The organism is Embleya sp. NPDC055664, assembly GCF_053618075.1.
Genome location: NZ_JBSHGZ010000029.1, coordinates 48,725 through 66,943, shown reverse-complemented (window position 1 = coordinate 66,943; position 18,219 = coordinate 48,725). Strand labels below are relative to the sequence as shown.

17 protein-coding genes are annotated in these 18,219 nt (G+C 72.9%); 9 read left to right on the top strand and 8 right to left on the bottom strand.

Annotated elements, in window-relative coordinates:
• The first annotated feature begins 144 nt into the window (after positions 1-144).
• Complete coding sequence (locus ACWGR4_RS34645) at positions 145-792, top strand: hypothetical protein (protein WP_452132854.1); 648 nt, start codon at positions 145-147, stop codon at positions 790-792.
• On the opposite strand, the gene ACWGR4_RS34640 is transcribed toward ACWGR4_RS34645, so the two are convergent.
• Positions 775-1,332 (bottom strand): hypothetical protein, encoded by a 558-nt coding sequence (locus ACWGR4_RS34640; protein WP_452132857.1) that lies wholly within the window; start codon positions 1,330-1,332, stop codon positions 775-777. The two genes, ACWGR4_RS34645 and ACWGR4_RS34640, sit on opposite strands and share 18 nt — an antisense overlap.
• On the opposite strand from ACWGR4_RS34640, the gene ACWGR4_RS34635 reads away from it, so the two are divergent.
• Together ACWGR4_RS34635 and ACWGR4_RS34630 are read left to right on the top strand one after the other, a co-directional pair.
• Complete coding sequence (locus ACWGR4_RS34635) at positions 1,267-1,428, top strand: hypothetical protein (RefSeq protein ID WP_452132858.1); 162 nt, start codon at positions 1,267-1,269, stop codon at positions 1,426-1,428. The genes ACWGR4_RS34640 and ACWGR4_RS34635 overlap by 66 nt on opposite strands.
• Positions 1,429-1,695: 267 nt before the next feature.
• Positions 1,696-1,911, top strand: a complete 216-nt coding sequence (locus ACWGR4_RS34630; protein ID WP_452132853.1) for a hypothetical protein — start codon at positions 1,696-1,698, stop codon at positions 1,909-1,911.
• Positions 1,912-2,054: 143 nt separating this feature from the next.
• Here the strand turns inward: ACWGR4_RS34630 and ACWGR4_RS34625 are convergent, their stop codons facing one another.
• Positions 2,055-2,978: an anti-sigma factor RsbA family regulatory protein gene (locus tag ACWGR4_RS34625; RefSeq protein WP_452132852.1), complete on the bottom strand. Its 924-nt coding sequence runs from the start codon at positions 2,976-2,978 to the stop codon at positions 2,055-2,057.
• Positions 2,979-3,175: 197 nt separating this feature from the next.
• On the opposite strand from ACWGR4_RS34625, the gene ACWGR4_RS34620 reads away from it, so the two are divergent.
• A complete protein-coding gene (locus ACWGR4_RS34620) occupies positions 3,176-3,751 on the top strand; it encodes a DsbA family protein (protein WP_380009664.1) in 576 nt (191 codons plus the stop codon).
• Between the two features lie 85 nt (positions 3,752-3,836).
• Here the strand turns inward: ACWGR4_RS34620 and ACWGR4_RS34615 are convergent, their stop codons facing one another.
• The 3 genes from ACWGR4_RS34615 to ACWGR4_RS34605 all read right to left on the bottom strand — a co-directional run bounded on the left by ACWGR4_RS34615 (position 3,837) and on the right by ACWGR4_RS34605 (position 7,736).
• Complete coding sequence (locus ACWGR4_RS34615; protein ID WP_452132851.1) at positions 3,837-5,273, bottom strand: MFS transporter; 1,437 nt, start codon at positions 5,271-5,273, stop codon at positions 3,837-3,839.
• A 163-nt stretch (positions 5,274-5,436) separates the two neighbouring features.
• Positions 5,437-6,015 (bottom strand): TetR/AcrR family transcriptional regulator, encoded by a 579-nt coding sequence (locus ACWGR4_RS34610; protein WP_452132850.1) that lies wholly within the window; start codon positions 6,013-6,015, stop codon positions 5,437-5,439.
• Between the two features lie 164 nt (positions 6,016-6,179).
• Positions 6,180-7,736, bottom strand: a complete 1,557-nt coding sequence (locus ACWGR4_RS34605; protein ID WP_452132849.1) for a class I adenylate-forming enzyme family protein — start codon at positions 7,734-7,736, stop codon at positions 6,180-6,182.
• A gap of 423 nt (positions 7,737-8,159) precedes the next feature.
• Between ACWGR4_RS34605 and ACWGR4_RS34600 the strand changes: the two genes are divergently transcribed.
• The 3 genes from ACWGR4_RS34600 to ACWGR4_RS34590 all read left to right on the top strand — a co-directional run bounded on the left by ACWGR4_RS34600 (position 8,160) and on the right by ACWGR4_RS34590 (position 12,808).
• A complete protein-coding gene (locus ACWGR4_RS34600) occupies positions 8,160-11,219 on the top strand; it encodes a hypothetical protein (RefSeq protein ID WP_452132848.1) in 3,060 nt (1,019 codons plus the stop codon).
• A 246-nt stretch (positions 11,220-11,465) separates the two neighbouring features.
• Positions 11,466-11,876: a BlaI/MecI/CopY family transcriptional regulator gene (locus tag ACWGR4_RS34595; protein WP_380009628.1), complete on the top strand. Its 411-nt coding sequence runs from the start codon at positions 11,466-11,468 to the stop codon at positions 11,874-11,876.
• Positions 11,877-11,878: 2 nt separating this feature from the next.
• Positions 11,879-12,808, top strand: a complete 930-nt coding sequence (locus ACWGR4_RS34590) for a M56 family metallopeptidase (protein WP_380009875.1) — start codon at positions 11,879-11,881, stop codon at positions 12,806-12,808.
• Between the two features lie 52 nt (positions 12,809-12,860).
• Here the strand turns inward: ACWGR4_RS34590 and ACWGR4_RS34585 are convergent, their stop codons facing one another.
• Entirely contained in the window at positions 12,861-13,091 is a 231-nt protein-coding gene (locus ACWGR4_RS34585; RefSeq protein WP_380009625.1) for a helix-turn-helix transcriptional regulator, read from the bottom strand.
• Between the two features lie 229 nt (positions 13,092-13,320).
• Between ACWGR4_RS34585 and ACWGR4_RS34580 the strand changes: the two genes are divergently transcribed.
• Positions 13,321-13,761 carry a hypothetical protein gene (locus tag ACWGR4_RS34580; protein WP_439679260.1) on the top strand — a complete coding sequence of 147 codons (441 nt, stop codon included), beginning with the start codon at positions 13,321-13,323 and terminating at the stop codon, positions 13,759-13,761.
• Positions 13,762-14,083: 322 nt separating this feature from the next.
• Here the strand turns inward: ACWGR4_RS34580 and wecB are convergent, their stop codons facing one another.
• Positions 14,084-15,220 (bottom strand): non-hydrolyzing UDP-N-acetylglucosamine 2-epimerase, encoded by a 1,137-nt coding sequence (gene wecB, locus ACWGR4_RS34575; protein WP_452132847.1) that lies wholly within the window; start codon positions 15,218-15,220, stop codon positions 14,084-14,086.
• A gap of 46 nt (positions 15,221-15,266) precedes the next feature.
• Complete coding sequence (locus tag ACWGR4_RS34570) at positions 15,267-16,679, bottom strand: glycosyltransferase family 2 protein (RefSeq protein WP_452132846.1); 1,413 nt, start codon at positions 16,677-16,679, stop codon at positions 15,267-15,269.
• A gap of 245 nt (positions 16,680-16,924) precedes the next feature.
• Between ACWGR4_RS34570 and ACWGR4_RS34565 the strand changes: the two genes are divergently transcribed.
• Entirely contained in the window at positions 16,925-18,193 is a 1,269-nt protein-coding gene (locus ACWGR4_RS34565) for a glycosyltransferase 87 family protein (RefSeq protein WP_452132845.1), read from the top strand.
• Positions 18,194-18,219: the final 26 nt, after the last annotated feature.

Genomic DNA, 18,219 nt, shown 5'->3' with positions numbered 1-18,219 from the left:
ACACCGCGTGCCGTCGATGTCGGTCACGACACGGCAGCCTGCCACAACGACCGAGGCGCGGGGCGGCGGGTACGCGCGGGGGAACCCGTTCGGCGCGGGCCGCGTCCATTCGCCGGATGTGGCGACGGAAGGGGAGTCCGGGCGATGGGTGGACGGCGGGTCACCGTGGGGACGGCGTGGCTGCGCGGGGCGGTCGTACCGGTCGTGATGGCCGTGACGGCGGCGGTGACGGTGACCGCGTGCAGCGATTCGGGTGGGGGTGGGTATCGGCGGTCCTCTCCGGACCAGGCGCCCTCCGCGCTGCCGTGGACCGGGGATGGGGCGCGGCTGGCCCTGGCGACGGTGCGCACCCGGGCCGCGGTGTTCCGGCTGCGGGTGCCCACCGACCGCTGGGTGCAGGGCGATTCGGCGGCGGTGTCCGGCTCGTACTGCCCGGGCGTGCGGGTCGTGGTCAATCGGGGCATGGCCGGCCCGGACCTGGTGATCCAATCCTTCGGCACGGCCTGCGACCCGCGCACCATGCCGGGATGGGAGGGCCTGAGCCCGAAGGACCTCTACCGCACCGAGTCCGACATCCCGACGGACCGCCCGGTCGAAACCGTACCCACTCCGCTCGGGCGAGCCGTGATGTTCGCGGGCACGGACGGCGGACCGACGGCCGTCGTCTTCCTCGCCTCCCCGCTCCTGCCCGACCACCCGACCCTGGTCATCCGTACCGGCGGCCAACCCCAACTCTTCGCGACGACCCAACTGGCCGACCTCCTCCACAACGGCCTACTCCCGGCGGAGTAGCCCCGGGCAGCGCGGGTCGGCGGACGAGCCGTTCGACTTCGCGGCCGGGATGGGAGCCGGACACGAGCGGTGTGCACCGCTTGCGCAGGGCCCGGGTCCAGTGGGCGGCGGCATCGCGGCCGTGCAACGCGGTTGCCACGCAGGCGACTTCGTGCGCGGACAACCCGAGCGGGGCGTCCGCGACCGGCGGCGCCGGTCAGGCACGGCCACCGCCGGCGTCCCCGCCCATGCGTGGTGGTGCTCGCGCGGCACCGCGCGGTACAGGACGGTCCGCCGCGGCCGGTGCACGGCCACCTCCAAGACGCGGTTCGCGAGCAGTACGCCGGCCCCGCTCCTCGTACACCGCGCCCGCGCCGGCGGGAAAGCACGGATGGTCGGCGCCGGGCGAGCCCGATCGGGTCCAGCGGGTGCCCGCCATCGCCGGCGGCGGCGAGCAGGGTGCGCGGCACCCGGTGCACGGTCGTACGAGGCCGCGTGCGGATTGGGCAGCGGGCCCTGCTCGACGAGGGTGGCCCGATGGCCGGCCCGGGCGCGCTCCAGGGCGGTGAGCAGGCCGACCACGCCGCCGCCGACGATCACGGTACGCATCACCGTCCCCACATCGGCGCCGCCGCGGTGTCGCCGACGAGCGGTTGAGCCCTTTTCGGAGTGCCGCCTCCCCGGGCCGCCCCCGTCGCTCCGGCCGCGACGGCCCGCCCGCCGTCCCGGTCGATCACCCGGACGGGCCAACCCCGCCCCGCCCGTCTCGACGGCCGACCACGTGCCGGTGACCTCGTACTCCGTGTCCCCGCACGCGGATCGGGACCACCCGGCCCGGCTCGGCGCGGCTCCGGCCCGGATGCGCGCGGGACCGCCCCCGGATTGCATGGTGAAGCCGGTGAATCCCAGCACACGGGAGCGGAAATGCATGTGATGCGAGCGGTCGAAGGTCCGGACAATGTCGTGTGGCACGCGATGGAGGGCGAGGACACCGCGTTGTGCGGCGAGACCCTGCCGAACTTTCGTGAAGTGCACGGCAGTCGCCGGCGGGAGACGTTCTGTGTGGCGTGCATGATCGAGATCGAACAGATCGCGGCGCCGGGCGCGACGCCGGACGCGACCCCGACGTCCCGACACTGAATCCCCCACCAGTTCGTCCCACCAGCGTCCCACCAGCGTCCCACCAGTCTTTCCCACCCCGCGGCCCCGACCTCACCCGCCCGCTCCTCCGGGCGAACGAGGCCGGGGCCGTCGCGCGGCGGCTCCCGGTTTCGGGCGACCGATCAGTCCGACACCCGCAGGCGCAGCCGCACGGTGGTGCCGGTTTCGGTGGAGCGGATCTGGACCAGGTCGCAGATCTGGTTGGCGATCCACAGGCCGCGGCCGCCGTCCTGATCGGTGGTCGGGCGGTGACGGCCGGCGAGCGGGTCGGTGATCCGGCCGGCGTCGTGGACGTCGCAGAACAGGTGGGCCCCCTCGGACCACAGCACGATCGTGCCGGCCGCACCGCCGTGCACGACGCTGTTGCCGGTGATCTCACCGATCGCGAGCAGCGCGTGATTGACCCGGGTCCGCGTCGCATCGGGCAGTATCCGGCGGACCAGCGTCCGGACACCGGCCAGTTCGCCCGCCCGGAAGGCCAGGCGTTCGGCGTGCCCCGGGGCGGCCGGCAGCGGCGGGCTGCGCAGGGTCGCCGCGTACACCTCGGCGTCCGGGCGCGAGCGCCGCTCGCCGGTGGCGCCGGTCGGCGGCGGGGGGTGGGCGCGCCGCGCCTCGGCGATCACCTCGGGGTGCAGGCCGCAGACGTCGTACGGACACAGCAGCCACCACGCCTCGTCGGCGAAGGCCAGGTCGAGCAGCACCTCGTGGTGACCGCACTCGACCAGTTCGGCGGCGTCGCGGCCGACCCAGATCGGCTCGCCGATGCCGCGCCGGCCCCGCGGGCCCTGCGCCGCCGTCCACTCCCGCCAGGCCGGAATGATCCGCGCCGGATTGCGGCCGACCCGCTCCATGTCGATCCAGGTCACCAGGTCGGCATCGGCGGCCAGTTCCTTGCGCAGCGCGCCGGCGCGCGACTCGATCACCGCGACGGCGACCGCCTCGCCCGCGCGCAATCCCGCGCGCACGAAGGCCGCCGTGCGCTCGACGAAGTCGTCGAGGCCCGCGTACAGCAGCGCCTCGTGGCGAAACCTCGGGGCCGCGTCCATCCGGGCGTCACCTTCCCCAGTGCCGGGTGGGCAGTCGTTCCCGACCGGCCGGTTCCAGTGAACCTACCCGATGACCGCAAATGCGCCGAAGCACCCCGGACGGCCGCGCAGGCGGGCGACACGGCACGCGACCGACCGGTTACCCCGAACGGGCGGTCGGAGGAGTCGCGGCGCGGCCGGCCGGACAGAGGCGAACAATGAGCTTCCGCACCGCTCCCGGCGCGCACGGCACGGCCCTCGTCTACGGCCCCCAGGACCTCGCCCGCTGTCTGGACCTCTACGCCGACCCGCGCTGCCCGTTCTGCCGACGCATGGAGGTGGGGCTCGGGCCGGTGTTCCGGCGACTGGCGGACGAGGGCCGGTTCGTACTGCGGTACCACTTCGCCACCTTCCTGGACGTACGGCTGGGCGGCGAGGGTTCGCATCGCGCGGTGAACGCCCTGCGCGGCGCGGCGGACGTCGGCCAGGGGCCGTTCCTGGACTACCTGCACGTGCTGTACCAACGGCAGCCGGACGAGTCGACGGACACCTTCGCCGACCCCGACTTCCTGCTGGACGCCGCCGGCGAGGTGCCCGGGCTGCGCGGCGCCGACTTCGACCACGTCGTGCGCGGGTTCACCCATCGGGCCTGGGTGGACCGGGCACAGGCGGACTTCGCCGAATCCGGGGTGACCGGCACCCCGACCGTACTGCGCGACGGCACCCCGCTGACCGTCCTGGACGCCTCGGGCAAGGCCCTGCGCCCGAAGGTGTTCCTGGCCCAACTGCACTGACCGCGCCCGGTGTTCGACCGGCCGCGACCTCGTGGGCACGCCCTCCGTAGAGGGCGCGCCCACGAGGTGTCGGTGGTGCGGGAGGTCAGACGCCGACCGGGACCTTCGGCGCCGGGGCCTCCGTCGCCGACTGCGCACGAGCGCGCGGGATCAGCGCGGCGGTGACCGAGCCGACGCCGGCGAGGACGACGCCGACCCACAGCGCCGGGACGAGGCCGTCGACGAAGCTCTCGGGCGAGGCGAAGCCGCCGTTGGAGCTGAAGACCGAGGCGAGCACCGCCACGCCGAGGACGCCGCCGAGTTCGCGCAGCGCGTTGTTGGCGCCGGAGGCGACGCCCTGCTGGTCGGTACGGACCACGGACATCAGCAGGCTCGCGGTGGGGATGAAGTACAGCGACATGCCCAGCCCGCACAGGATCAGGGCCGGGATCTGCTGCGCGTAGGTGACGTCGGTCGACGCGGTGACCGCGAACCAGGCCAGACCCGCCGCGCTCAGCGCGAGACCCGCGATGACCAGCGGCCGGCCGCCGATCCGGGCGGACAGCGGGCCGGCGAGCGGGGCGATGACCACGGGCATCATCGTCCACGGCAGGATCCGCAGACCCGCGTCGAGCGGCGAGTAGCCCTGGACACCCTGGAGGTACTGGGTGAGCAGGAAGATCGAGCCGAAGACGCCGGCGAACATGAGCAGCCCGGAGAAGGTCAGGGCGGTGAAGGCACGGTTGCGGAACATCGTCATGGGCAGCATGGGCTGTGCGGCGCGGCGTTCGTAGCCGACGAAGACGGCGATCAGGGCGGCACCGACGGCCATCGGGGCGATGACGCCGACGCTGGACCAGCCGTGGCCCTCACCGCGGACAAGGCCGAAGACGAGGCCGAGCAGGCCGAGGCTGACGAGGACGGTGCCGACCAGGTCGAGGCGGCTGTTGGGGCCGTGGCTCTCGTCCACCTTGCGCAGCGTGAGCGGGACCAGGACCAGGCCGAGCGGGACGTTCAGCCAGAAGATCCACTGCCAGGAGCCGTGTTCGACGACGGCGCCGCCGACCAGCGGGCCCAGGGCCACCGCGAGCCCGTTGATGCCGCCCCACAGCCCCAGGGCCATCGGGCGTTTCTCGGGGGCGACCGCGCGGGTCAGGATGGTGAGGCTGAGCGGGAGGATCGCGGCGGCCCCGGCACCCTGCAGGGCGCGGGCGAGGATCAGCGTCTCGGAGTTCGGGGCGATCGCGGCGATCGCGGAGGCGACCGTGAAGATCCCGATGCCGGTCGCGAAGATCCGGCGGCGGCCGAACCGGTCGCCCAGCGCGGCGCCCAGCATGAGCAGCACCGCGAAGCTGAGGGTGTAGGCGTTCACGGTCCATTCGAGCTCGGATATCCCGGCGTCGAGGTCCTCGCGGATGGACGGCAGCGCGGTGGTGACGACGAGGTTGTCGAGCGAGGCCATGAAGAGGGCGAAGCTGGAGGCGAGGAAGGTCCACAGGACGGTGCGCGATCCGGTCGCGGGTCGCGCCTGCTGCTGGCTCATGGGATCCCTTGGGTCGAGGTCCGGACGTAGTGATCGATGACTAACTTTGACGCTCAGGATTAGTTATTGATTACTAACTATTGCGGGCAGGGCTCTGCCATCGGCGTCGGGGCGGACGGAGAAGGGCCCGCGAGTGGTGCGGGCGGGTCGGGTGGGGCGTGGGTCAGTCGGACGGTGCGGACGCGGGCAACTCGGGGGCGGGTGGCTCGGGCGCCGGCGGCTCGCCGAACCGCTCGGAGTCCTCGCACGGATCGCAGTGGAGCAACTTGCCGTCCGCGGAGAGAACGTCGTCGAAGTACCGGTTGCGGGGCAGGTCGAGCGAGGCGATGACGTTGCAGAGCATGCCGCGCGCGAAGAAGTTGGTCAGCTCCTCGCCGTCGACCCCGGTGACCTCCCGGGCGAACGCGTCCAGCCGGTTCCAGAACCCGCGGATCTCGGACCGCAGTTCGGCGTCCTCGGCCGCGGCGTAGGCCTGCAACTGGATGCGCAGCAGATCGGTGTCGGTGTCGAGGAAGTCGTGGTAGGCGTGCGCCATCGCATGCATCGCCGGGTAACCGGTGAGGCCTTCGGTGGCACGGCGGAAGCGCTCCTCGACCCGATCGAAGGCGTACTCCACGGTGGCGAGGAAGAGCGCCTTCTTGTCGTCGAACAGACGGAACAGGTACGGCTGCGAAACCCCGACACGCTTCGCGATCGCCGACGTGGAGGTGCCGTTCAGACCACCCTTGGCAAACTCGGTCACGGCAGCACGAATCACCGCAACACGACGCTCGTCCGCACTCATCCGAACAGTGCCGGCCACACGACTGGTAGGAGCTGCCATGCCAAGTAAGTTATTACTCAATAACCATCCCGTCAACCCCACCCCACCTCCCCTTCGAGGCCGGGGCCGGAGGTGGTCGCACGTCAGATCGGAGGTCGGCTGTCGGCCATCTCCCGCAGCGACTTCTTCAGTACCTTGTCGAGGGTGCCGAGGGGGAAGGCGTCGACGAAGTAGATCGCGCGGGGGACCTTGTAGTCCGACAGCCGCTCGCGGCAGGCCGCCAGGATGCTCTTCTCCAGGGTGTCCTCGTCGGGTGCGTCCGGTTTGCGGATCACGAAGGCGACCACGACCTCGCTGAGGAAGTCGTGGTGTTTGCCGACCACCGCGACCGATCCGACGCCGGCGACGGCGCCGACGACGTCCTCGACCTCGCGGGCCGAGACGTTCTCGCCGCCGACCTTGAGCAGGTCCTTGTCGCGTTCGCGGTAGAACACGTTGCCGCCGGCGCCGAGTAGGACCATGTCGCCGGTGCGGAACCAGTCGCCGACGAACGCGGCCTCGGTGGCCTGCGGATCGCCGTGGTACTCCAGGAACAGCTGTACGCCGCGTTGGCCGCGCAGCCACAACTCGCCCACCTCGCCCTCGGCGCACTCCCGGCCGGTCTCCGGGTCGACCACGGCGCAGGCGTACCCGGGGGCGGGGCGGCCCATCGAGCGGGCGGGCAGGTACTCGGTGGGTTTGCCGGTGATCGCGTGGGTGACCGTCTCGGTCATGCCGAACGCGGCGTACACGCGCAGTCCGAGCATCGTGTCCAGGGCCGGGGCGACCTGTCCGAACACGCCCACCCGCAGGGCGGTTTCCGGGCGGTTCGGGGCGGCGAGCACACCGAAGCAGAACGGCATCAGCGACATGTGGGTGATCCCGTGCCGGGCGACCACGTCCCAGAACCGGCTGGTCGACCACTTGGGCGTCAGGACGGCGGTCGCGCCCACGCCGAGTACCGAGAAGAACGACCAACTCTGCGCGTTGACGTGGAAGAAGGGCAGGTGGATCAGGTAGCGGTCGTCGGGGCCCAGGTCGATGCTGCGCGGACCCGAGCGGCTTGCCCAGATCGCGTTGGCGTGCGTGTGTACGACGGCCTTGGGGCGGCTGGTGGTGCCGGAGGTGAACATGATCCCGAACGGGAGCAGCGGTTCGATCGGGCGTCCGGTCCAGGTCGCGGCGTCGCCGTACAGGTCGGCGAAGGAGACCGTGTCCGGGGCGGCGCCGTCGATGACCGCGACCCAGTCCAACGCGGCGCCGGACTGCGCCAGCGGGGCGGCGAGGTGGGGTTGGGTGACGGCGGCCACGCAGCCGGCGCGCTCGACGAAGTAGGCGATCTCGGCGGGGGTGGCGCGGGTGTTCGTGGTCACCGCCACCGCGCCGACGGTCGCGCAGGCCAGCCAGGCCAGCACCATCTCGGGGCAGTTCTCGCTGTGGACCAGGACCTTGGCGCCGCGGCCGATGCCGCGTCCGGTCAGGCCGGCGGCCAATCGTTCGGTGTCGCGCAGCAGTTCGGCGTAGGTCCAGGTGCGGCCGGTGCCCTCGGCGGGTTCCCACACCAGCGCCGGATGTTCGGGGCGGTGCTCGGCCCAGTGCCGGAGCAGCCAGGGGATGTCCTGCCCGTGCACCTGGAATCCGTCGATCGTGCCGCCCGCCATGGTGATCCCCTCGTGCTCGTCGTCCGCGCGACCCGCGTCGGCACGGGAACGATAGGCAAGGGTTTTTGACGACGTCAAGGATATGGCGAAAACAGGTTCTCGTGGAGGGCGTGTCCGCCCTCTTCTTTCGGGAGGATTTACCGGCCGCCCTTGCCCGTGCGCAGATCCGCGAAGTCCTCCCCTGGGTCGCGCCGCGCCGGCATGCCGGCTGGTGCCGAGGGTGGGGAGCGGGTCCCGGTGGAGGCTGACGCGCGTGCCGTGGTGGTGGGGACCGGCCGGTGGGATGCGGTCGGTTCGGAGGGGTGCGGAGGGCACGGAGGGCACGCGCCGGCTTGGGCGGAGGTTGCCGCGGCGCTGACTCGGCTCGGGTACCGCACGACGGAGGTCCATACCGGCGTTCCGGGCGCGGAGTCGGGCAGCGGTGTGGCGGATACGATCGCCGCCGCCCGGGTGGTCTACGTCGCCGGGTACGGGCGGATCGGGCCCGACGTCGCGGTCGGGCGGTGGATCGCCGATGCGGAACGGGGTGACGCGCCGACGCTTTTTCTCCTCGATATGTATGGGGCCGACGCGGCTGCGGTGCGGGCATTGGTGAATCGCTCGGATACGTCCGCACAGGTGTGGGTGATTGCTGCCGGCGTGGGGGAGCCGGGTGTGTGCGACGGGGGATTCGGGCGGGCCCTGGTCCGGGTTTTCGACGAGGTCGCGCGTACCGGACTGGATGCCGACCCGGCGCGCTCGCACGTCGCCTTCTCCGTGGTGTCCCGGCGGATCCGGCAGGCGATGGGGGAATCGCCCGGTCGCGGCCTTCCCGTGTACAGCACGCCGACGCCTCCGGCTCGGGACGAACCGGTCCTGCCGTTCCTTCCCAACCCACGCTTCGATCCGACCGCGCCCAGTGTCGCCGGCATCGATCCGGCGTTACGGGCGTTCCTCGAATCCGGGGTCGTCGGGTACAGCGTGGCCGAGGGTCGCGCCGGTGTCGGGTTTGTGGGGCGGCGTTCGGGGCTGCGGGGGTTGGTCGGCTGGGCGGACGATGTCGACGTGGGCGGGCTGCGGGTGATTGCCGGTGGTCCCGGCGCGGGCAAGTCGGCTCTGCTGTCGGTGCTTGCGTGTGCGGCGCACCCCGTATTGGTCGCCGCCGCTCCGCAGGTGCGGCGGCGGTTGCTCGCCGACGATCCTCGATGTTGTCCCGCCGTGGCCGTGCACTTGGCGGCCGTGCATGCGCGGGGGCGTACGCGGCACGAGATCCTGGCCGCGATCGTCCGGCAGCTCGTGCCCGACGATCCGCGCCCGGACGACCTGTTCGATGCGGGGGCGTTGGCGCGGCTGCTCGGGGACGGGCCGCACATTCCGGCGATCCTGGTCGACGCTCTCGACGAAGCCCTCGAACCGGCCGCGACCTGTGCGGACCTGGCCGACCTGGCGTGGATTCGGCGCGCCGACCACCGTCCGGCGGTGCGCTTGATCGTGGCGGCACGGCGCCTGCCGATGTTCGATCGATTGTTCGAATTGGCCCGCGCCCAGGATGGGTTGCTCGACCTGGATGCCGCCGACCCGGACGAGGTACGGGCGGACCTGGCCGCGTATCTCCGGGGTCGGTTGGCCGAGGTGCCCGCGTATCGGCCGGCTGCGATGGGGGCGATCCGGGAGAGCCTGGCCCGGGCCGTCGCCGATCGGCTCGCGTCGCGTGGCGGGGCGGGGGCCGGGTGGGGGGCGTTCCTGATCGCCGACGTCTTCGCCCACTACCTGGCCGCCGTCCCGCCGCCCGCCGACCCGGACGAGGCGGCGCGATGGGGCGGCCTGGCGCCGACCGACCTGCCGGCCGTGCTCGATCTGGATCTGGGCGTACGGGCCGACGGTGAGCACATCCGGGCGATCCTGGCCGCGCTGGCACATGCGCGCGGTGAGGGCATGCCGGCGGACGTCGCGCTGCCCCTGGCCGGACTGTTCGCGCCCGACCTCGACCCCGAGCGGGCCCGCGCGCTGCTGCCGGATGCGCTGTTCCACGTGCGGGCGACCCCCGACCACGACGGGACGCTCCTGTACCGGCTCTTCCACCAGGGACTCGTCGAGCACCTCATGTGTCACCCGCGATCGTCTGCCGAGGCGGGTGTGCCGACGGCCGGGGCCGTGCTGGATCGACTGCTGGGGTGTGTCGGGCGTGAGGGGGCGCGGCGTCGGTGGGATGTGGCTTCGCCGTATGTGCTGCGGCATGTCCTGGTGTATGCCGAGGCGGCCGGGCGGCTGGGCGAGGTGTTGGCCGATGACGCGTACCTGGCGTGGGGCGACCCCGCCGATCTGCTGGCCGCGTTCGCTCGGGCGGGGATGTCGGAGCGGCGGATGGCCGCCGTCGTGCATCCGACGCCGCCGCCGCACGGGGCCGTACCGCCCGCCCGGCGGCGGCTGCTCGCGTTGGAGGCCCATCGGCGCGGCGCACCCGCGTTGGCCGCATGGCTCAATCGCACGACCGCGCCCGGTGCGTGGAAGCCGATCGCCGCCGGTGGCACCGGGCTCGTCGACGAACCGCGCGGGCCCCGGCACGGCCACGGGCGCGCCGTGTGGGCGGTGGCCTGTGCCACGGTCGCCGGCCGGCCGGTCGTGGTCACCGGCGGGCAGGACGACCGGATCCGGATCCGCCGCCTCGACATCCCCGACCCGATCGGCGCCGGCCTGGCCGAACCCGTCTGGTGGGTGCACGCGATCGCCTGCACCACCGTGCGCGGCCGGCCGATCGCGGCCACCGGATCCCGCGACAACGCGGTCCGGCTCTGGGACCTGACCGGTCGGGTCCGACTCGGCGAGCCGCTGACCGGACACACCGGGTGGGTGACCGCGTTGGCGTGCACCACGCTGCACGGCCGGCCGATCGTGGTCAGCGGATCCGCCGACGCCACGATCCGGATATGGGACCCGCTCACGGGCCGGCCGATCGGGACGCCCCTGACCGGCCACACCGGACCCGTACACGCGCTGGCCTGCACCGTCCTCGACGGCCGCCCCGTCGTGGTCAGCGGCTCCGCCGACCGCACCGTACGGGTGTGGGACCCCGCCGACGGTCGGCCCGTCGGCGCACCGTTGACCGGCCACACGGGCGTGGTGCACGCGCTCGCCTGTACGACCGTGCGCGGCCGTCCCGTCGTGGTCAGCGCCGCCGGCGACGCCACCGCGCGGATGTGGGATCCGCGCGCGGGCACCCCGCTCGGCCGACCGCTGACCGGTCACGCGGACAGCGTGCACGCCATCGCGTGCGGCACGGTCGGCGGCCGATCCGTCGCGGCCACCGGTGCCGACGACCACACCGCGCGAATCTGGGACCTCGACGCCGGCCGTCTCCTGGACCGCATCCTCCTCCCGGCCCCGTCCCGCGGGCTCACCTTCACCCCGCGAGGTCTGCTGATCGCCTTCGACATGGACATCGGCCTGTGGGCCCGACAGCCCGCCGACACCTCGGGTCGGCGCGGGACCGGGGGCGTCCCGTAGCGTCGGGGGGTGCGGGGCCGCAGTGGGTGCGGCCGGTGCCGTGGATGTCGGCGGCGATACTCTACATAGGTGTAGAAAGCACAGAGGCGCAGAAAGCATCCGGGCGCGGAAGGCTCGGAGCACGGATGTGGAACGGTGGAGCGGCGGCGCGGCGCCACCTCGCCACCTCGACGCCACATCACCACCACCTCCGCACGACACCGACACCACCTCGGCACGACCCGCGGCACGACTCCCGGAGGCGATATGACGGTCCGTCCAAATCCCGGCAAACCGTCGGCGCGTGCGGTGCGGCGCGGCCCGGGGGAGCTGGAGTCGGAGGTGCTGGCGCTGCTGTGGGTAGCGCGCGGACCGCGGACCGCGGCCTGGGTCCAAGCCGAACTGGCCGGTGATCTCGCCTACACCACGGTGGTGACCATCCTGTCCCGCCTGCACGACAAGGGACTGCTCGCCCGGGCCCGCTCCGGACGGGCGTACGCCTACACCCCGGTCACCGACGAGGCCGGCATCGTGGCCCGCCGGATGCGCGCGCTCCTCGACCACGAGGCCGATCGCCAGGCGGTGCTCGCCAGCTTCGTCTCCGAACTCTCGGCCGCCGACGAGTCGATCCTGCGCGCCCTGCTCGGCGCCGCCGGACCGGCCGAGAGCCGGGGTTGAGCATGCCGCTCGCGCTCTACCTGCCGCTGCTGCTGCCGCTCACCGCGTTCCCGGTGGCCCGACTTGCCGGCGACCACCTGCACCCGCGCACCGCCACCCGCCTGCTCACCGTCGTCTCGGTGGTCCTGTCCGTGTGCAGCACCCTGTGCCTGGCGCTGCTGGTCGTGGTCGGCACGGCCCAACTGCCCGGCAATCCGCTGCCCGACGGCTGGTCGGACACGGAGGTACGCGACGCGATCCCGCACGTCAGCCTGTTCGGGATCCTGGCCATCCCCACCTTCCTGGCCATCCTGACCGCCGTCGCCGTCACCCACCGGCGCGACCGGGTCGAGCACCGCCTGGCGTTGAACGCCGTCGCGGGCGCGCCCGCCGGCGGCGAACTGACCGTGCTGCCCGACCCGACGCCCTACGCCTACGCCCTGCGCGGACCGCCCGACCGCATCGTGGTCTCCACCGGGATGCTTCTCCCGCTCGACGACGAGGAGCGCCGCGCGCTGATCGCCCACGAGCGGGCCCACCTGAGGGGCCGTCACCACCTCGCGCTCGCCGCCACCCGACTCGCGGCCTGCGCCCATCCGCTGCTGCGTCCGATCCACACCACCGTCGCCTACACGGTCGAACGCTGGGCCGACGAGGACGCCGCCGAAGCCCTCGGCGACCGGCGCACGATAGCCCGCGCAGTGGGCAAGGCGGCGCTTGCCGCCAAGGGCCGCCCGCCGTTCGCCGCACCCGCGTTCGCCGCGCCCGGACCGGTGCCGCGTCGGGTCGCCGCCCTGCTCGGTCCACCGCCGCCCACCGCGTGGCCCACCCCCCGCTCCCGCGCGGGCGTCGCGGCCCTGGTCGCCGCGACGGGCACCACGGTGTCCGTACTGGCCTCGCTCAACGCCGCGGTCGCCCTGGTCCTGCTCCTGATCGCCGCGACGCCGTTGTAGCGCGTGTCTCCACGACATGCGCTCGGCCCAAAACCGCGCCGCCGACCGCGCGCTACTCGCGGGCCACGCGCTCGCGGGTGGCCGCGGAGGCGCGGTACATCCGGCGTCGTTGCCCGTCGACCGTCCGGTGCTCGGACACGAGCGTGCCGTCGCCCTCCATACGGCGCAACATCGCGTACAACCGCTCGGCGGCGACCTCGAACCCCTGCCGCCGCAACTCGCCGAGCAGCCACGGCCCACAAAACTCCCGCTCGACCGCGACGCGAACGATCTGCCGCCACATGGCACCCCGCTGAGCCCTACCCACCGCGCCCGAGCCCCCTTCCGCGACTTCCGCTACTTGCGTGACTTGCGCGACTTCCGCGATCAAAACTTCTACAACGATGTAGAAACCATACAGCTCGCCTGCCGACCCCCATCGCCCCGGTCGCGGAACGCGCAGCCGTTTCGGGCCGAGACACGCGGGGTGGGAAAGTGACCCAGGGGCAGGGTGGGTAACGGAGAATGACGGGGTGCTTCCAGATGACGATTACCTGTTGAAGATCGGCCGACTGACCTATTCCGTGACGCTCGTCGAGGGGCTTGTGCTCTCCGAACTGTCCCGCCTGACCGGCCTGCCGCCCGGCTTGCGGGCGCGCAAGTTGACCGGGCGTTCGGCCGGGGCGATCGGCAAGGCGCTCCAGGATCCGGGGAACATCGGCCACGTCACCGACCCCGCCGTGCGCGAGTGGTTGCGGGTGGCGGGCGAGGAACTCGCGGCGGTGGCCCGACTGAGCCACGCGCTGCTGCACGCGCGCCCCGCCGAGGCCGGCGAGGAACCGCGCCTGCATCGGTGGCCGGCCGAGGTGGGGGAGAGCTTCGACATCACCCACGCGTGGCTGGACACCGCGCAGTCGACCGTCGACGACGCGATCCGCCAGGTCGACCGCTCCCGCGTACCCAGCCGGGTCTGACCCGACCACCGCTCTTCCGACTTCCCGGCCGGCGGATCCGGCCCCGCGCCACCCGCCGGCCCATCCGGTCCCTCCGGCCTGTTGCCCGAGCCCACCACGCCCGGCCGCCTGCCGCACAGGGCCCGCGACCCGCCTCCGATCGCCGCTCCGACGCACGTGGTGCGCGGCGGGCGCGGGTCGGGTCGGGGGCCTCCGGTCCCGGGCGCGGGGGCGCGGTGCGGGAGGCGGCCGGCGCGGCGCTACGGTGGCCGACCGCCGCCGGGCCGGCCGTTTCGGGCCTGGCATCGGCGAGCCTGATCCCGGACAGCCTGCGCCGATCGCCCTACGCCGCCACCGGTGCCGCCACCCCGGCCAGCCGCCCGGTCAGATGAGCGATGCGCGCCGACGCGAGCCCGTCCCCGTACGGACTGGCCGTCGCGGCCAACCGAGCCAGCCGCTCCCCGGAGTCGGCCAGCCACGACCGCGCCGTGTCGCCCAACTCCGGACCCGGCCGGACCAGCACGGCGAAGCCCGCGTCGATCGCCTCCGGACGCTCGGTGGAGCGACGCACCACCAGCAGCGGCCGGCCCAGCACCGTGCACTCCTCCTGGATGCCGCCCGAGTCGGAGACCAGCAGCGCGGCGTGCCGGGCCAGGGCCAGGAACTCGCCGTAGCCCACCGGCTCGACGGTCGTGATCCGCCCGAGCAGCGCGGCCAGGCCGAACCGGTCGACGGCGGCGCGGGTCCGCGGGTGCATCGGGAACAGCACCGGCGTGCCGGCCCGGGCGATGGCGTCCAGCTCGGTCAGCACGGCCCGTAGCGCCTCGGCGGTGTCGGTGTTCTCGGGGCGGTGCACGGTGGCCAGGACGTAGCCGTCGGGCCGCAGACCGTACCCGGCGAGCAGCGCGGCCCGCGCGGCCCGGTCGGGGAGTCGGCGCCGGACCACCTCGACCACGGTGTTGCCGGTGACCTCGATGCGGCTCTCGTCGACCGACTCGGCGCGCAGGTTGGCCGCGTTGGTGGCGGTGGCGGCGCACAGGACGTCGGCGACGTGGTCGACCATGACCCGGTTGTGCTCCTCGGGCATCGCCCGGTCGAAGCTGCGCAGCCCGGCCTCGACGTGGACGAGCGGGATGTCGCGGGCGTTGGCCGCCAGCGCGCCGGCGAGGGTGGCGTTGGTGTCGCCCTGGACGATCACCGCGACCGGCCGCCGCTCGGCGAAGGCGTCGTCGAGCTGGTCCAGCGAATGGGCGATCTGCCCGGCGCGCGGACGCCCGCCGACGCCGGTCAGCAGTTCGGGGCGGGGCAGGTCCAGATCGCGCAGGAAACGCCCGGACATAGCCTCGTCCCAGTGCTGGCCGGTGTGCACCAGCCGGGCGGCGGGGCCGAGTTCGTGGATCAGCGGGGCGAGCTTGACCAGTTCGGGGCGGGTGCCGAGGACGACGGCGACACTGGCGGCGGGCAGGTGGGGCACGTTCACGTACGGATCTCCGAGCCGGGGGGCGGGAAGTGGCAAAGAATCGGGGTCAGGCTTCGAGCGCGGTGGGTACGCCCGCGAGCTCGACCTCGGCGTTGCGCCGGGTCTTCGCCCAACCGTTGCGGCCGCGCGCGAGCCGGACGGCGGCGCGGCAGGCGACCACGAACAGGTGGTAGGTGTACAGCCACATCAGGACGCCCCACCCCAGTCCGGTGAGCCATCCGCGGTCGGCGTGCACCCGTTTGCGATAGGCCAGACCCCACGCCACCATCGGCACCGCGGCGAGTACGAACGCGGCGGCCATCACCGGCCCGAAGCGGAACTGGAAGTCGGCCGTCTCGTCGGGGAACACGATCAGTCCGACCCCGGTGATCGCCAGGGACAGTGGCGTGAGCAGCACCAGCAGGACGCACACCAGCGGCTGGAGGAAGGTGTAGAGCACCTCGGCCTTGCCCGACCAGCGGTAGTGCGGGGACGCCAGCACCCGCCGCGTGTAGCGCAGGCACTGGAGGTTGCCCTGGGCCCAGCGGGTGCGCTGGGCCAGAAAGCGGCGGGAGGAGGGCAGGCCCTCCTGGGAGACCTGCGCCTCGGCGACGTGGGTGAGCCGCCAGCCCGCCAGGCGCAGTTCGAGGCCGGATTCGTAGTCCTCCAGCAGCGCGCGCTCGGGCCATGGCCGACCGTCGTCGCCCGCGAGCGAGTCGAGGGCGCCGAGCCGGACGAACTGACCGTTGCCGCCCAGTCCGACACTGCCGGTACGCCGGCGCAGCAGCTGCATGCCGGTGTTGTTGGCGCGGAACTCGATGTCCTGCATGCGGACCAGGAGCCGGGCCCGGGCGTTGGCGAACCGGCCGCGCTCGGGCAGCGGGCGCGGGTCGTCGACGTTGCGCATGCGTACGCCGATCTGTACGGCGCCGGTGTCGGGGCGCCCCATCGCCTTGTCGGTGCAGACCATCGCGAGGGCACCGGGGTCGAGCCGGCCGTCGGCGTCGATCACGCCGACGATCATCCGCGCGGGGTCGGCGTCGACGGGCAGCCAGGCGCGGATCTCGCGGTAGGCGGCGTTGAGCGCGGCGCCCTTGCCTATCCGCGCGTTCGGGCGTCGGCGGCTGACCAGGTGCACCCGCTCGTCGTGTTCGGCGGCGGCCAGGACCAGTTCCGCGGTGCGGTCGTCGCTGTGGTCGTCGACGACCCACAGGTGCGCGTGCGGGGCGGAGCGACGCAGGCCGGCGAGCGTCTGCGCGACCACGGCCTCCTCGTCGCGGCAGGGGACGACCAGGTGCCATTCGAAGGCGGTCGGGTCGCCGGGATCGGCCGGCCGGTTGTGCCGGAAGGCGTGCCGGGTGCCGGCCCAATAGATCAGGAAGCGGCCGAACACCAACAGCATGTAGACGAGCAGGCCGAGGGACAGCGCGGTGGCCGCCCAGAGAATGCCGCTCTGGTGGGCCAGGACGTACTCACGCACAGCGCCGGGGATGAAACTACCTCCAGTTTGAATCCAAGGCACATGTGCTCACATGGTTGCTATTTTGGTGCACAAAACGCCTCACGCACCATTGAATCTAAGGCAAATCCGGACAATTTCCAACTCGAAAGCCGAGTGGCGCGCCTCACCCCGACCGACACGCAGGCGCCGACACCCGCGCCGGCACCCGCCCGACGGGTTAGTTTCGTCGCATGAGACGACCCGTCGGGTCCGGTTCACATCCCATGGTTCGGCCGGATACGGCGGCGCCCCCGCGCCCCGGTCCGGCCGCGGCGTGGGCGCGGTGGGGACGGCTCGGGGAGCGACGGCGGATCGTCGGATGGACCCTCGCCTGCGCGTGCTCGATCGCCGTATATCTGTATGTGCGCCACCTCAGCCACCCGTCCATGGTCGACCTCGTGGTCTACCGCGCCGAGGGGCTGGCGGTGCGCGAGGGGATCGACCTGTACGGCCCGCTGAACACGCCGCACGGCCTGCGCGCCACCTACCCGCCGTTCGCCGCGCTGTTGTTCGTGCCGTTCACCTACCTGCCCCTGCGGGTGCTGCTCGGGGTCGGCGTCGCGGTGAACCTGCTGCTTGTCGCGGTCGTGGTGCGCCTGTCGATGCGGTTGGTGGACCCCGAGGGGCGTCGGCTCGGGCCGGCGGTGGTGCCGGCGGCCACGACGTTCGCCATCTGGTTCGAGCCGGTGTTCACGACCATGCGGTACGGACAGGTCAATCTCGCCGTGGCGGCCATGGTCCTGTGGGACTTCACCCGGCCGCGCGGGGCCGCGTTGCGCGGGGTGGTGCTCGGGATCGCGACCGGGATCAAGGTCACCCCGGCGGTGTTCGTCGTGTACCTCCTCCTCACCGGGCGGCGCCGCGAGGCGGGCACGGCGCTGGCGACGGCGGCGGCGACCGTGGCGTTCTCCGCGATGGTGCTGCCGGGGGTCACCCGACGGTTCTGGACCGACCTGGTCTTCGATCCGGAGCGGGTCGGGCGGCTGGAGAACGCCGCGAACCAGTCGATCCGCGGCCTGCTCACCCGGCTCGCCGGCACCCGGGACCTCGGCCTCGGCTGGACCGCGGTGATCGTCGTAGTGAGCCTGCTCGGCCTGTGCTGCACGCTGATCGCGTACCGGCGGCGCGGGGACGCGTGGGGCCTGCCCGCGTGCGCGGTGACCGGATTGCTGGCCAGTCCGATCTCGTGGAGCCACCACTGGGTGTGGTGCGTGCCCATCGCCCTGCTGCTGTGGACCACGCTGCACGGCCCGCACACCCGGGCGCACACCGCGCTGTTCGCCGGTCTCCTGGTCTTCCCCAGCTTCCTGGTCTGGTCGGTGCCGCACCTGCCCGACCAGGAGTGGCACATGACGGATTTCGAACTGTTCCGCTCGTCCTGCTACGTGGCCTACGGCCTGGCCTTCGTGCTGGTGGCGGCCCACCCGGGCCGGGTACGCCCGACGCGTGTGCCGCGCTCTTCGGTCGAGTTGACTGCCGGAATCCGGCAATGACCCGCGCGGGAGCGGATCCCTAGGCT

Excerpts from the sequence above, each read along its gene's own strand:
- ACWGR4_RS34605 (WP_452132849.1), bottom strand. The coding sequence starts at position 7,736 with ATGGCGGGCGGCACGATCGACGGATTCCAGGTGCACGGGCAGGACATC.
- ACWGR4_RS34625 (WP_452132852.1), bottom strand. The coding sequence starts at position 2,978 with ATGGACGCGGCCCCGAGGTTTCGCCACGAGGCGCTGCTGTACGCGGGC.
- ACWGR4_RS34590 (WP_380009875.1), top strand. The coding sequence starts at position 11,879 with ATGCCGCTCGCGCTCTACCTGCCGCTGCTGCTGCCGCTCACCGCGTTC.
- ACWGR4_RS34565 (WP_452132845.1), top strand. The coding sequence starts at position 16,925 with ATGGTTCGGCCGGATACGGCGGCGCCCCCGCGCCCCGGTCCGGCCGCG.
- ACWGR4_RS34630 (WP_452132853.1), top strand. The coding sequence starts at position 1,696 with ATGCATGTGATGCGAGCGGTCGAAGGTCCGGACAATGTCGTGTGGCAC.
- ACWGR4_RS34620 (WP_380009664.1), top strand. The coding sequence starts at position 3,176 with ATGAGCTTCCGCACCGCTCCCGGCGCGCACGGCACGGCCCTCGTCTAC.
- ACWGR4_RS34645 (WP_452132854.1), top strand. The coding sequence starts at position 145 with ATGGGTGGACGGCGGGTCACCGTGGGGACGGCGTGGCTGCGCGGGGCG.
- ACWGR4_RS34585 (WP_380009625.1), bottom strand. The coding sequence starts at position 13,091 with ATGTGGCGGCAGATCGTTCGCGTCGCGGTCGAGCGGGAGTTTTGTGGG.
- ACWGR4_RS34595 (WP_380009628.1), top strand. The coding sequence starts at position 11,466 with ATGACGGTCCGTCCAAATCCCGGCAAACCGTCGGCGCGTGCGGTGCGG.
- ACWGR4_RS34615 (WP_452132851.1), bottom strand. The coding sequence starts at position 5,273 with ATGAGCCAGCAGCAGGCGCGACCCGCGACCGGATCGCGCACCGTCCTG.